Consider the following 12,465-nt stretch of genomic DNA (forward strand, 5'->3'; position numbering starts at 1 on the left):
CGCCGCGTTAGGCGCGGGCCCGTTCGATGATCTCTTCGGCGGTGAGTGGGCTCTTGGGGTGGTGGCTGAGGCAGAGCGGCGCCTGCAGCTTCTGGAACTCGGCCCCTTCGATCGCCGCGTAGAACTGGCCCGTGCCCAGCCGGCCGACGTCGGAGATGTCGCTGCCCTTCGCGCGTGCCAGCTCTCGCGCCGCGCCGATCTGCGTCGGGTGGTTGAGCAGGCCGAACAGTTGGGTGGCGGCGTTGCCGGTGACCCGGTTGTGCAGGCCCTTCGGCGCCTGGGTGGCGAAGATCAGCCCGAGCCCGTACTTGCGCGCCTGCGATGCGAGCGCGAGCGTGCTCTGGGTGCAGGCGGTCATCGCGCCGGACGGGGCGAGCGTCTGGGCCTCGTCCATGACGAGCAGGCCGCCGAGAGGGCGGTCGCCGGCCGGGTGCTGCTTGATCCAGGCGAAGAGCGCGAGCTGGAGCTGGTTGACGAAGCTCTGCCGCTGCTCGTCGTCGGGAAGGCCGATGAGGCTGATCACCGAGACGCGGGCACGCCGCCCCGAGCTGGGTGTCAGCAACACTCCGGGGTCGACCGGCGTGCCGCTGCCGCCGAAGAGCGGATCGTTGACCATGGTCGCCTTCAGCAGCTGGGCCATCTCCGCCGCCATCTTGCCGGCACCGTCGAGCGCGCTCACTCCGTCGGGCAGGTCGTTGAGCAGGTCGACGAAGTCGCCCAGGTCGCTGGCGCCGGTGCGGGCGTAGTACCCGAGTGCCTCGCGCAGGACGGCCTGGCTCTTGGCCGCCTTCGCGGTCGAGCCGTCGGCCTTGGCCCGGGGCGCGAGCGAGGCGGTGGCCGCGTCGACCGCCGCGCCGAACGCGTCGCGGTCGTCGAGGATGCCGGCGAAGTCGGGCAGGGGCCGGAAGGCTAGCGGGCGGCCGCTTTCCCGCCGCGGGGTCCAGATTACGACCTCGGTGGTACGCAGGTACTCCTCGGCGCGGGCGATCTCGGTCGCGTCCCAGCCCTCAGGCGGCGCCGGCCACGCCTCACCGAGGCGCGCCAGGTCGTTGTTGGGGTCGAGCACGATCGCGGAGACACCGCGCAACGCGCACTCCTCGACCAGCCGCCGGATCAGCACTGTCTTGCCGGAACCGGAGCCGGCGAAGATGGCGGTGTGGCGCCGGAGCGCTTCCAGGTCGACGCTGACGGGGCTGGCGTAGTCGGTGTCGAATCCCAGGGTGATCCGCCGCTCGTCGTGGTCGGGCGCCTTCGGACCCGCTTCCGGCACGTCGACGTCGATAGGCGCCGGGGCTTCGGTAAGCGCCGCGCTGAGGAACTCGACCTCCCGGGTCGGCTGCCGGGACGCGAACCAGGGTTGCAGCGTCTCGTACCCGTACCGCTTGATCATGCCCTGCAGCGCCAGCAGGATGGCGATGTCGCGGTCGCCGAAGCGCAGCTGCCTGCCGCCCGCCTTCTCGAAGGCCCGGAGCACCTCCTGCGTGCGAGCGCCCTGCGAGTACTCCGGGTTGCGGAGGAGGAAGAGCTTGCGCCGCGTGACGCCCTCGGTAAGCCCCGCCGCCCGGACGGCGTTGCGGATGCGGTTGAGCGCTGAAATGTGATGCTTGGCGGCGATCGCTCGGAACGCCCAGTGCTCCTCGTCTTCGGTTTCGTCGCCGAACGTACGCCGGAGGCGGGCGTGCAGTGCCGGCTTGCCACCGGGCTGCGGGTCGTTCCAGTAGGCGTCGCGCGCGTCACCCCGTTCCGCGATCCATGCGGTGAGACCGGCTTCGAGGAGCGCCGGCAGCACGGTGTCTTCGGAGCGCTCGTCGAGTGCGGGAGCCGGATCGGCCTCGGCGATCAGCACGGCGAAGCGGGTGTCGTACTCCTCGAACGCGGCGGTCGGCTGCGAGACGGCGTCCTGACGGGGCGGACCCGCCGCCTCCACGGGCTTCTGGAGGAGGCTGACCATCTCCCGAACCTCGCCGGTGGCGACGCAGGCTCGCATGTGCGAGTCGACCACGCGTAGCAATTCGCGCGGCGTGAACTGACGCGCGTCCTTGAAAGCATCCGGCGACACGGGCCAACTCGGATACGGCGGTGTGAAGCCAACCTCGTCGAACTTCGCGGCGAACCGCTTCTCGATCAGCTCGCGGCCGATCTCCGCGGACGGGATGTCCGCGAGGTGAACCGCTTCTCGGAACCTGTCTTGCACGGTGTCGGTGACCTGAGTCTTGATCTGCTCCCAGGTGACTGGAAGGCAGCTGACGACCGAAAGGGTCCGGCGCGTGGTGTCGCGGAGCTGCATCAGACCACCGGCGATCTGTTCCAGCAGGAGCGCGGTGCGCCACTCCTCGCGTACGTCACCCGCCGTGCTCTTGGCCGACTGCGCCACGAGGACATCGATCTGATCCACCGCCACCACGGTCGGCCCCGTGAGCGCCAGCAAACGGGAGATGTCGCGCACGATCTCCTGAGCCGAGCGTTTGCTCCTTCGCATTCCCCAGCGTGCCCGCTCGCCGGGCTCCACCTCATCGTTGGAGCAGAGGAAGTCGTAGCCGATGTTTTCGTGGCTGGCACTCTTCGACGCGTACAGCACCAGGGCGCGAGCGGTGTCCTGGCACTCGGTGCCGACCTGGCGATCGGCCTTGCGCAGGAGGTCTATCACGGCGTCGAGCGCTGGGCGGGAGAGTGGCGTCTCACTCTCGCCGGTCATCGCACGACGGACGGCGCGCGGTGCGTCGATCCGGTCGGCGAGCCGGCGGAGGAAGACCCGGAGCTGGCTTTCGTCGCCGGCCGGCTCCCGGGAAAACCCGTCCAACATGGACAGTGCCAGGCTGCCCCAGAACGCGCTCGCCTCCATCACGCTGACGAGGAAGAAGTAGCCGCCGTCGGCTTGGACCCGCTCGCGGACCGAGCCGAGCAGGTGGGTCTTGCCGGCGCCGCGCTGGCCGAGCACCACGACGCCAACCGGGCTGGACTCGGTGCTGTCGCGCGCCTCCGCGACGCTCTCCATGACCGTCCGGGTCACGTCGCGGTGCAGCCCGTCCACGTGGTGTGGGGACGATCGCCACACGTCATCCGGCGTCGGCGCCCAGTTGAACCGGAGCGCCGTGAGCGCCATCCGCTCTGACTCGTCCATCAGACACCGATAGCGATGAGGTGCTTGTCCTGGTTGCCGATGCTGATTGCGGCCGCGCGCTCGGCGTCGGTGAGGACCTTCTGGTTGGACTCGGGCACCAGTCGCACGTCGGGCGCGCCGTGGAGGCGCATGAGGGCGTTGTCGACCTCGGCCCGGGGCAGGGAACCGAGCGACCGGCGGAGCTTGTCGAGGGTGATCCATTCGCCGGCGCGCGGTGCCAACTCGCCGTACGCCTTACGGATGCGCGCCTCGAGATCGGGCTCGACGTCGACCTCGGCGGGCGTCGTGAAAAAGTCAGCGGCGGCCGTGCCGGACCGGTCGAGGAACTGCCCGACCTTCTCCAGCATGGCGTAGAGCGCGGCACCGGCCGAGCCCGCGCGTTGAGGAACGGGCTTTCCGAATTCGTCGATCGCGCGCCGCCAGCCTTTGTCGGTCAACTCGATGGAAACGGGGCCGCCCCTGCGCGCCTGCCGCACATTGATGAGTCCCGCTTTTTGGAGCGGATCGCGGTGCTCCTTCTTCTTCAGGGCGAGCCCGCGAACCTTTTCCAGGTGGGCGTTTGGGACTTCGCGGGCTTCGGCCATGAGGACCAACAATGCATACCGCTGTACCAATGTCAGGTCTATGTCCGACATGCCGGCGCTCCTCCGCTTGGCTGTGCGACGGGCCTGATTCTGCCGACGCCGACGGTGATGTCGCAAGGTCCACTGTGGGATTTCATATATCTGACAGCGGCCCCGCTCGCGGATCTTATTACGCCCAGCAAGAACGCGATATTAGTACGCGTGTCCACGTACTCGAAAAGGGGATCTTGAAATGGGGTATTGCCCACGATCAAGGTTACGTGCACGATTGCGACCGGCTATGCGGGCCGGAGTGGAGGTGACGCCCATGTCATCCGAGATCGTCCGCTACCGGGTCGACGGCGAAACGGTGGCCCAGTTCGAGATCGAGCCAGCCCCGGGATTTCACCCTGCCGGGCCCAGTGACGTGGCGGGCAAGGTCTGGGAAGCGGCGGGTCCGGCGGTCGAGGCGGCGATGGCGGTGATGGACCGGGTCCGGCAGATGAGCCCCGACGCCGTCGAGATCACGTTCGGGGTCAAGGTGACCGGCACGGTCGACTGGCTCGTGGCGAAGGCGGCGAGCGAGGGCAACTTCCAGATCACACTTTCGTGGCAGCCCGGGGCGCGGTGACGTCGCGGTGACCAAGCCACCGCCCGATCCCTGGACCGTCGCCATCCACGCGACGGCCGCCGACCATCACCCGATCGGTGCCGGCGTCGTGATCGACGACAAGCTCGTGCTGACCTGTGAGCACGTGGTGTTCAAGGACGGTGGGCTCCTCGACGAGATCTGGATCGCGTTTCCGAAGGCGTCCACGGTCTCGTGGAGCAACCGCCGGCGGGTGAGCCGGTGCCTCCACAACGGGCGCCCCGAGCACAACCTCGACGTCGTGCTCCTGGAGCTCGCGGAACCGGTACCGGGCGGTGTCACGCCCGCGCGGCTGCGCTGCGTCAGCCCCGACGACCTCGCCGCCGGAGCATGGTGGACGTTCGGCTTCCCGAACGGCGCGGAATCCGGCAGTTCGGCCCGGGGCACCGTGGGTGACCCGCTCGCGCAGGGGCTGATCCATCTCGAACGCGACTCCAAGTCGGTCCTCGCGCCCGGCTTCAGTGGAAGTCCACTGTGGTCTGCCGAGTACGAGGCGGTCGTCGGGCTGGTCGTGGCGGCGGAGAAAACCGGTCCCACGGCCGGCAATGGCCACGCGCTGGCACTGTCTCATGTAGAGAATCACATGCCCGACATGAAGCTCTCCACATTGGCCGGTTGGCGTGCCGAAGACGCCGACGACACGGCGCTTTCGGCGTGGGGCTGGATGCTCTCGACCGACCAGGAGGCGGGGCGGCACTGGCTCCCGCGCGCCCGTGGCGTGGCCAGCGACACCGAGCGGGGGCACCGGTTCCGTGGGCGGGCAGCCGCTCTGCGCCGCCTCGTGGAGTGGCTCGACCTGGCCGCGCCCGACGGGCGGCCGATGGTGGTCACCGGTTCGCCCGGGGTCGGCAAGTCGGCGGTACTCGGCCGCATCGTCACCACGGCCGACCGCCGCATCAGCGAGTCCCTGGCCCCGGACGACGACGCCGTACGGGCCACAGTCGGATCGGTGGCCTGTGCGGTACACGCCAAGGGGAAGACCGCGAGCGAGGTGGCCGCCGAGATAGCGCGCGCCGCGTCCGTCAGCATTCCCGTCACGCCGGCCGACCTGGCACCCATCCTGCGGGAGCGGCTGGCCCGCCGGCCCGAACGGTTCAATGTGGTCATCGACGCCCTCGACGAAGCCGCCACGACGTCCGAGGCGCGCCAACTCGTCCATGACGTGGTCCTGCCGGTCGCCCGGGGATGCGCTCGTTTCGGCGTGCAGGTGGTGGTGGGCACCCGGCGGGCCGACGACGCGGGTGACCTGTTGACCCAGTTCGGATCGGCGATCGAGCTGGTCGACCTGGACGACGTGCGGTACTTCACCGAGGCCGATCTCGCCGACTACGCCCTGGCGACCCTTCGCGGCGTCGGTGCGGGCGAGCCACTCAGCCCGTACTCGGAAGACGAGATCGCGGGGCCGGTGGCCCGGCGGATAGCGATGCTGGCCGAGGGGAACTTCCTCGTTGCCGGTCTTGTCGCCCGGGCACGGGCGCTGCGGGACACGGCGCCGGTCGATCCCGACCAGGTCTCGTTCGCGGCGACCGTTGGCGCCGCGCTCGACTCGTACGTCGCGGGGCTTCCCGACGCCGGCACGACGAGCCCGCGCCTGGCGCTGACGGCGCTCGCCTTCGCCGAGACGCCCGGCCTGCCGCTGCCGCTGTGGCGGGCCGCCGTGGCCACCCTCGGCGGCAGCGCGACCGAGGACGAGCTGGCGGTGTTCGCCCAGCGTTCGGCGGCGAACTTCCTGGTCGAGACCGGCAGCCCCACCGCACCCGTCTACCGCCTGTTTCACCAGGCGCTCAACGAGGCGCTGCTCGGCGCCCGGGCCAAGGTCTCGCCGCGGCGGGTGGACGAGCGGGAGCTGCTCTTCGCCTGGGTGCGCTGCGGTCACCGCGCGGGCTGGGCGGAGGCGCCCGAGTACCTGTTGCGCTCGCTACCGCAGCACGCCGCCCGCGCACGCGAGATCGACACGCTGCTGAACGACCACGAGTACCTGCTCCACGCCAACCTGGAGCGACTGCTGCCGGCGGCCGAGGACGCCGCGACCGGCGTGGGCCGGGCGCGGGCGCAGCTGCTGCAGCGTACGCCGAGCGCCGTCACCGCCGACGCCGCCGAACGGGCCGCTCTGTTCTCCGTCGTCGATCGCCTCGACGGGCTCGGCAGCATGCTCGAACCGAGCCCCGACGCGCCTTACTTCGCGCGCTGGGCCCGCACGCCCGCCCGCCTGGAACGCACCGTCCTCGAAGGACACTCGGACGCGGTCTGCGACGTCTGCGCGGTGCCGGCCGACGGGCGCAGCTTCCTGGCATCGGCCGGCGAGGACGGCACCGTGCGGCTCTGGGATCCGCTCACCAGCCAGACCGAACGCGTTCTCGACTGTCACGACGACTGCATTCGAGGCGTGTACGCGGTCGGAGACGGCAACCGCACGCTGCTCGCCACCGCTGGGCACGACTCGACCATCGGGCTCTGGGACCCGCGTACGGGCGCGCACGTGCGCACACTGCACGGGCACGGTGACTGGGTGCGCAACCTCTGCGCCGTGCCGATGGCAAGCGGGCGGAGCCTGCTCGCGTCCGCCAGCGACGACCGGACCGTCCGGCTCTGGGATCCGGCCACCGGCGCGCTCCTCCACGTGCTCCGCGGCCACGCGGGATGGGTCACGGCCGTCACGCATGTGGCGGCGGGTCCACATGGGATGGTCGCCTCGACGGGTTTCGACGGCACGATCCGCCTGTGGGATCCGGAGAGCGGGCAGGCCCTCGCGACGCTCACCGGGCACGACGGCTGGGTCACCACCCTCTGCGAAGTGGGCACCCCACGCGGTGCTCTGCTCGCCTCGGCCGGCTACGACGGCACGGTCCGGCTCTGGGATCCGGTCTCCGGCACACAGCAATGGCGGATCGACGTCGGCGCCGGCCCACTCACAGACGTGTGCGCGCTGCAGAGCGATGGGCGGGTCCTGCTCTGCTCGACCGGAGAAGACGGCGTGATCCGGATCTGGGACACCGCGACCGGCGAGCCGCTGCCCGAGCTTCGCGGTCACGTCAACTGGATCCGCGCGATCTGCGCCTTGCCGGTCGGCGGTCGCCAGCGCCTGGCCACCGCCGGTGACGACGGCACGGTACGACTGTGGGATCCGCTGACCGGGCTGCTGCCGGAGCAGGTGATGGATACCGGTCACCTAGGCCCGATCGCCGCGGTGTGCGCCGCGCCGTCCGCCGCCGGTGACGCGGTGGCCTCGGCGGGCAGCGACGGGGCCGTCCGACTCTGGGACCCGCGCACCGGTGCCGCCCGCGCCGAGTTGCGCGCGCACGTCGCGGCCAGCACCGACGTGTGCTCCGTCGTCGACGAGGGTCGCTATCTGCTGGTCGCGGCCAGCGAAAACCCCGCCGTGGCGATGTGGGACCTGGACGCGGACGACTTCATGTACACGCTCGAAGGGCACCACGAGCGGGTCAACGCCGTCTGCGCGCTGGATGTCGACGGCCGCCCGCTCCTGGCATCGGCGGCCGACGACGAGACGATCCGCGTCTGGGAACCGGGCTCCGGTGTCGTGCGCGACGTGCTCCTCGGGCACCGCAACTGGGTGACCGCCCTGGCCGCGGTGACGGTGCGCGGTCGCCAGATGCTGGCTTCGGCCGACAAGAACGGCATCGTGCGGCTGTGGGACCACGACGGCGGGTGCGCCTGGGAGAACCACGGCCACCACGACGCGGTAAACGCCCTCTGCGCCGTCACCAGCAACGACCGCGAGGTGCTGGTCTCCGCCGGCGCGGACTGCGTGATCCGGCTCTGGGACCCGGACGGTGGGCGGCCGCTGCCGGGCTTTACCGGTCACAGCGGCCCGGTGACCGGCGCCTGCCCGGTGCCATACGGTGGCCGGCAACTCCTGGCGTCCACCAGCCTCGACCGCACCGTGCGGCTCTGGGACCCGGCCACGGGCAGGGCACTCCGGTCGATACCGGTGCATCACCGGGCGCTCGCTTGCCGGTACGTCGATGGGACGCTGATCCTGGGACTCGACCGCGGCCTGCTGGCGCTCGCGCTCCCTGGACGATCTGCCCCAGAGGGAGATCTGGTCCAAACCAGGATTTGAGCTGCCGCGATGCCCGTCGTGCCTCAGACCGTCGCTCCCGCGGCCTCACCCTCCGCGTCCAGTCACGCTCAAGATCCGTCAAGGCCCATCGCCGCGCGCGGCCACCGCAAGCGGCTGAGACGAAAGGCCCGCTGGGGGCCCACGGCCTCCGACGCAGGATGCCATGGGGGCGCGTGCGCGGCCTCCGACGAAAGAGCCCGTGGGGGCGTGCGCGGCCTTCGCGATCAAGGGCAGTTGCATGGATCAAGGGCAAATGCACGCGGAAATGCGATCCAACCGCGTGCGTTCGCCCTTGATCGGCGCGCCCGGCGTGGCGACACGCCGTCACGGGGCGGGCGGCGGCGGCCGAGGGGAGGACGGGCGCGGGCTGGGTTGCCACCTCTTTCACCCACCTGCGGGTGGCCTGCAGCGCCAGGGCTTCTTGATCGGCGGGTTGTGTGGCGGCGGAGGGTGAGGCCGCGGGAGCAACGGCATGGACCGCCGCGGACGTCGCGGTAGCTCGGAATCTCTTGGGCTTTTAGGCGGTGTTGACCGTGATGTTGCCGCTGTCGGTGCTCAGGTCCAGTAGGTGCTTGCCGTCGGCAAGGTCTGGCACCTCGATGTTGGTGCGTCCGGAGTCGGTGCGCGCATCGACCTGGTAGCTGTCCGACGGCACGCGTACCCGGATGTTGCCGCTGTCGGCCTGGGCCGTGACCGCGCCGGGCGCGATGAGCTCGAGCCCGATGTTGCCGGAGTCGGCGCGCGCGGTGTTCTGCGGGCCGCCCAGCCGGTCGGCGTCGATGTTGCCGGAGCCGGTCTTCAGGTCGACACCGCCCGTCGCGCCCCTCACGATCACGTTGCCCGAGTCGGTCTGGGCGGTCACCTTGCCGGTCGCGTCGGTCACCGTGATGTTGCCCGAGTCGATTGTCATGTCCACGGTGGACACCCCGGACAGGTTGACATTGCCGGAGTCGCCGCCGCCCCGCACCGCCACGCCCTTCGGAGCCGTCACCTCGAAGGTGACCGAGCACCAGTTCCCGCAGTCGGTGGCGAGCACCAGCGTCGTGCCCTCGATCTTGTACAGAGTGTCGGGCTCGTTGGAGCGGTATCGCACCATGCGGCGGATCTCCACCTGCTTGGTGTCGCCGGTCTTCACCGTGAGGTCGCCGCTGCCCGGCTCGACGCGGATCTCCGTGATCGCGACGTTTTCGGTGTCGTTGAACTCGAGTCGGGTGTAGGCCACCTCGCCGCAGGCGGCGAGCGTGGCGACCAGAGCCGCACCCAGGACGGCGGCGGGCAGCACGCGGGAAACCATGACTGGACCGTATGCCGCCGGCCCGGAGGCCACATCAGGATCAGTACCCGATAAGACCCTGAGATTTATCGGTGCAGAATGGTTCCGTGCCTGGATATAGCAAGCCGCTCTACCGCGACGACGCGGTGGTGCTGCGCGTGCAGAAGCTGGGCGAGTCGGACCGGATCATCACGCTGCTGACCCGCCGGCACGGCCGCATCCGGGCGGTGGCGCGAGGCGTACGGCGGACCACGTCGCGGTTCGGTGGCCGGCTGGAGCCGTTCGGGCATGTCGACCTGCAGCTCGCCGAGGGCACGGGGCTGCACACCGTGCGGCAGGTCGAGGGCATCGAGCTGTACGCGAAACGGTTCCTCGACGACTACCCCCGGTACACGACGGCCAGCGCGATCGCCGAGACGGCCGAGCGGCTCACCCCGGTGGAGTCCGAGCCGACGCTGCGCCTGTTCCTGCTGACCCTGGGCGCCCTGCGTGCGCTCGCCGAGGGCGCGCACGCCAACACGCTGATCCTCGACGCGTACCTGCTGCGCGGCATGGGGCTCGCCGGCTGGGCGCCCGCGCTGGCCGAGTGCGCGGTCTGCGGCACCGCCGGGCGGCACGGCGCGTTCTCGGTACCCGCCGGCGGGTCCGTCTGCCCCGACTGCCGGCCGCCGGGAGCGGCGCACCCCGCACCCGCCACGATCGACCTCATGTCCGCGCTCGCGACCGGCAACTGGCGGATAGCCGACGGTACCGAAAACGCGACCCGCCGGGAGTGCAGTGGCCTGGTCGCGGCGCATTTGCAGTGGCACCTGGAGCGCGGGTTACGCTCGCTGCCGCTCGTTGATAGGGGTTGACCTTGATCCGTTCCCGTTCCCGTTCGCTCCGCCGGGAGCCCGTCTCGCCCACGCCGCACCCGTCGGGTGCCCGCCCGCCGGCACTGCCGAAAGACAGCCTGCCGCGGCACGTGGCGATGGTCATGGACGGCAACGGCCGATGGGCCAAGGACCGCGGTCTACCCCGGACAAAAGGGCACGAGCAGGGCGAATACTCGCTCTTCGACGCCATCGAGGGCGCCATCGAGCTGGGCATCCCGTACCTGTCGGCGTACGCGTTCTCGACCGAGAACTGGCGGCGCTCGCCCGACGAGGTGCGCTTCCTGATGGGCTTCAACCGCGACGTCATCCGCCGGCGCCGCGACCAACTGGTCGACCTGGGCGTACGGGTCGTGTGGTCGGGCCGGCCCGGGCGACTCTGGAAGAGCGTGATCTCCGAGCTGGTGACCGCCGAGGAGATGTCGCGGCAAAATTCGACGCTGACCCTGCAGTTCTGTGTCAACTACGGCGGCCAGGCCGAGATCGCCGACGCGGCGGCCGCCATCGCGCGGGACGTGGCAGCGGGCAAGGTCGACCCTGACAAGGTCAACGAGAAGATGATGGCGCGCTACCTGTACCACCCTGAGGTGCCCGAGGTGGACCTCTTCCTGAGGCCGTCGGGGGAGCAGCGTACGTCGAACTTCCTGCTCTGGCAGAGCGCGTACGCCGAGATGGTCTTCCTCGACACGCTCTGGCCCGACTTCGACCGCCGCCACCTGTGGTACGCCTGCGAGCTGTACGCCCAACGCGACCGCCGCTTCGGCGGCGCCCTCCCCAACCCCGTAGCCCCACCAGCGCCCTAACCCACCGTGTGCCGCGCGGTGCGCGACACGCGCTGTTGCGGCCGCAGGCCGCCGTCTTGTCGCCGATCAAGGGCGAATGCACGTGGTTGGATCTCTTTTCCGCGTGCGTTCGCCCTTGATCCATGCAGAGCGCCTTGATCGGCGCCGGCGAGCTAGGCGATTCAGCGTCGCGTCACGGTCCATCGCCGCGGTCCGCCGGGCGCCGCTCGCGCGCGCCCGCCGGACCGACCAGTTTGCCCCTTTCGCGCTGCCGTCACTCGGGCTGTGAACGTTTATGGCTGCTCCAGCAGCCATAAACGTTCACAGCCCCTCGGTAGAACGGTGACCGACCTTGGGGCCGCTTGATCAAGTCCCAATCTCGGCGACACGACGGAGCTGAACCGGTTCCGCCGCGCGGGCGCGGCGGGTGTGCAGGGGGCAGCGCCGGCGAAACGGCCCAGGCTTGATCAAGCAGGTGCCCGCACGCCGCCGGTCGGGAGTGGTGCCGCGGGGTGGCACATACGGTGTGGAACGCGTGACGAGCTAAGAGAGGTCGTCGGTGGGGATCGTGGCGTGCGAGAAGAGGACCGGTGCGACCTTTGCGGCCGATTTGGGGGATTCGGTCGCGCGTGGGGGTTCGGGAGTCACCGGTGACCGTAGGGCGGGTGGCGCTGGCTCGTGGTGCTCGCCGGTCAGGACCAGCAGCTCGTACGCCCGTTCGACGGTGATCCGGCCGGTGGTGATCGCTAGCCGGAGTGGCACTGGCCGGGTGTTCGCGAAGGCGGCAACTGGCAGGTCCAGTACGCGGGGCTCGACGCCGCGCTCCACCAGGTAGGCGGCCGTGGCCGGGTCCATGTCTTGCCAGGGGCGCAGGGTCTCCGCGTCGAAGCCGTGTGCGCTCCACTCGTCGGCCTGCGCTGTCACTCGGCTGGCCACGTGGGCCGGTACGACGTCGCGGCCGCCCAGATCGTCGCTGAGCAGGGCGCGGGCCAGGGGCGAGAGCTCCTCCACCGGCACCCACTTGGTGCGTGGCCCCGCTGGCCGCCGCGTGGGCTGCTCACGGCGAGTGTCGGGGTCGGGCTGTACCGGCATGTCACCAATCAAAACATGATCGACCCTCG

8 protein-coding genes are annotated in these 12,465 nt (G+C 70.4%); 4 read left to right on the forward strand and 4 right to left on the reverse strand.

Translation table 11 applies throughout. The features are described from left to right. Positions 1 to 7: 7 nt before the first annotated feature. Positions 8 to 3,121, reverse strand: a complete 3,114-nt coding sequence (locus tag QMG73_RS28240) for a helicase HerA domain-containing protein (protein ID WP_281900619.1) — start codon at positions 3,119 to 3,121, stop codon at positions 8 to 10. After that, positions 3,121 to 3,705 carry a hypothetical protein gene (locus QMG73_RS28245; RefSeq protein WP_281900620.1) on the reverse strand — a complete coding sequence of 195 codons (585 nt, stop codon included), beginning with the start codon at positions 3,703 to 3,705 and terminating at the stop codon, positions 3,121 to 3,123. The genes QMG73_RS28240 and QMG73_RS28245 overlap by 1 nt, the downstream gene beginning before the upstream one ends. 307 nt (positions 3,706 to 4,012) lie before the next feature. On the opposite strand from QMG73_RS28245, the gene QMG73_RS28250 reads away from it, so the two are divergent. Next, positions 4,013 to 4,315 (forward strand): CU044_2847 family protein, encoded by a 303-nt coding sequence (locus QMG73_RS28250; protein WP_281900621.1) that lies wholly within the window; start codon positions 4,013 to 4,015, stop codon positions 4,313 to 4,315. 7 nt (positions 4,316 to 4,322) lie between these two features. Beyond that, positions 4,323 to 8,417 (forward strand): trypsin-like peptidase domain-containing protein, encoded by a 4,095-nt coding sequence (locus tag QMG73_RS28255; RefSeq protein WP_281900622.1) that lies wholly within the window; start codon positions 4,323 to 4,325, stop codon positions 8,415 to 8,417. 517 nt (positions 8,418 to 8,934) lie between these two features. Here QMG73_RS28255 and QMG73_RS28260 read toward each other — a convergent pair. After that, positions 8,935 to 9,711 carry a DUF4097 family beta strand repeat-containing protein gene (locus QMG73_RS28260; protein ID WP_281900623.1) on the reverse strand — a complete coding sequence of 259 codons (777 nt, stop codon included), beginning with the start codon at positions 9,709 to 9,711 and terminating at the stop codon, positions 8,935 to 8,937. A gap of 86 nt (positions 9,712 to 9,797) precedes the next feature. Between QMG73_RS28260 and recO the strand changes: the two genes are divergently transcribed. Further along, the gene (gene recO, locus QMG73_RS28265; protein WP_281900625.1) at positions 9,798 to 10,544 is read left to right on the forward strand and encodes a DNA repair protein RecO; all 747 of its coding nucleotides are present in this window, start codon (positions 9,798 to 9,800) and stop codon (positions 10,542 to 10,544) included. 2 nt (positions 10,545 to 10,546) lie between these two features. Further along, the gene (locus QMG73_RS28270) at positions 10,547 to 11,365 is read left to right on the forward strand and encodes an isoprenyl transferase (RefSeq protein WP_281900626.1); all 819 of its coding nucleotides are present in this window, start codon (positions 10,547 to 10,549) and stop codon (positions 11,363 to 11,365) included. Positions 11,366 to 11,887: 522 nt separating this feature from the next. On the opposite strand, the gene QMG73_RS28275 is transcribed toward QMG73_RS28270, so the two are convergent. Beyond that, positions 11,888 to 12,436, reverse strand: a complete 549-nt coding sequence (locus QMG73_RS28275) for a hypothetical protein (protein ID WP_281900628.1) — start codon at positions 12,434 to 12,436, stop codon at positions 11,888 to 11,890. Positions 12,437 to 12,465 lie beyond the last annotated feature (29 nt).

Source organism: Phytohabitans aurantiacus (assembly GCF_027923225.1).
Lineage (GTDB): Bacteria > Actinomycetota > Actinomycetes > Mycobacteriales > Micromonosporaceae > Phytohabitans > Phytohabitans aurantiacus.

What these genes read in the sequence shown, in the direction of transcription:
- QMG73_RS28245 (WP_281900620.1), bottom strand. Translation starts at nt 3,705, where the DNA reads ATGGCCGAAGCCCGCGAAGTCCCAAACGCCCACCTGGAAAAGGTTCGC.
- QMG73_RS28275 (WP_281900628.1), bottom strand. Translation starts at nt 12,436, where the DNA reads ATGCCGGTACAGCCCGACCCCGACACTCGCCGTGAGCAGCCCACGCGG.
- QMG73_RS28260 (WP_281900623.1), bottom strand. Translation starts at nt 9,711, where the DNA reads ATGGTTTCCCGCGTGCTGCCCGCCGCCGTCCTGGGTGCGGCTCTGGTC.
- QMG73_RS28240 (WP_281900619.1), bottom strand. Translation starts at nt 3,121, where the DNA reads ATGGACGAGTCAGAGCGGATGGCGCTCACGGCGCTCCGGTTCAACTGG.
- QMG73_RS28250 (WP_281900621.1), top strand. Translation starts at nt 4,013, where the DNA reads ATGTCATCCGAGATCGTCCGCTACCGGGTCGACGGCGAAACGGTGGCC.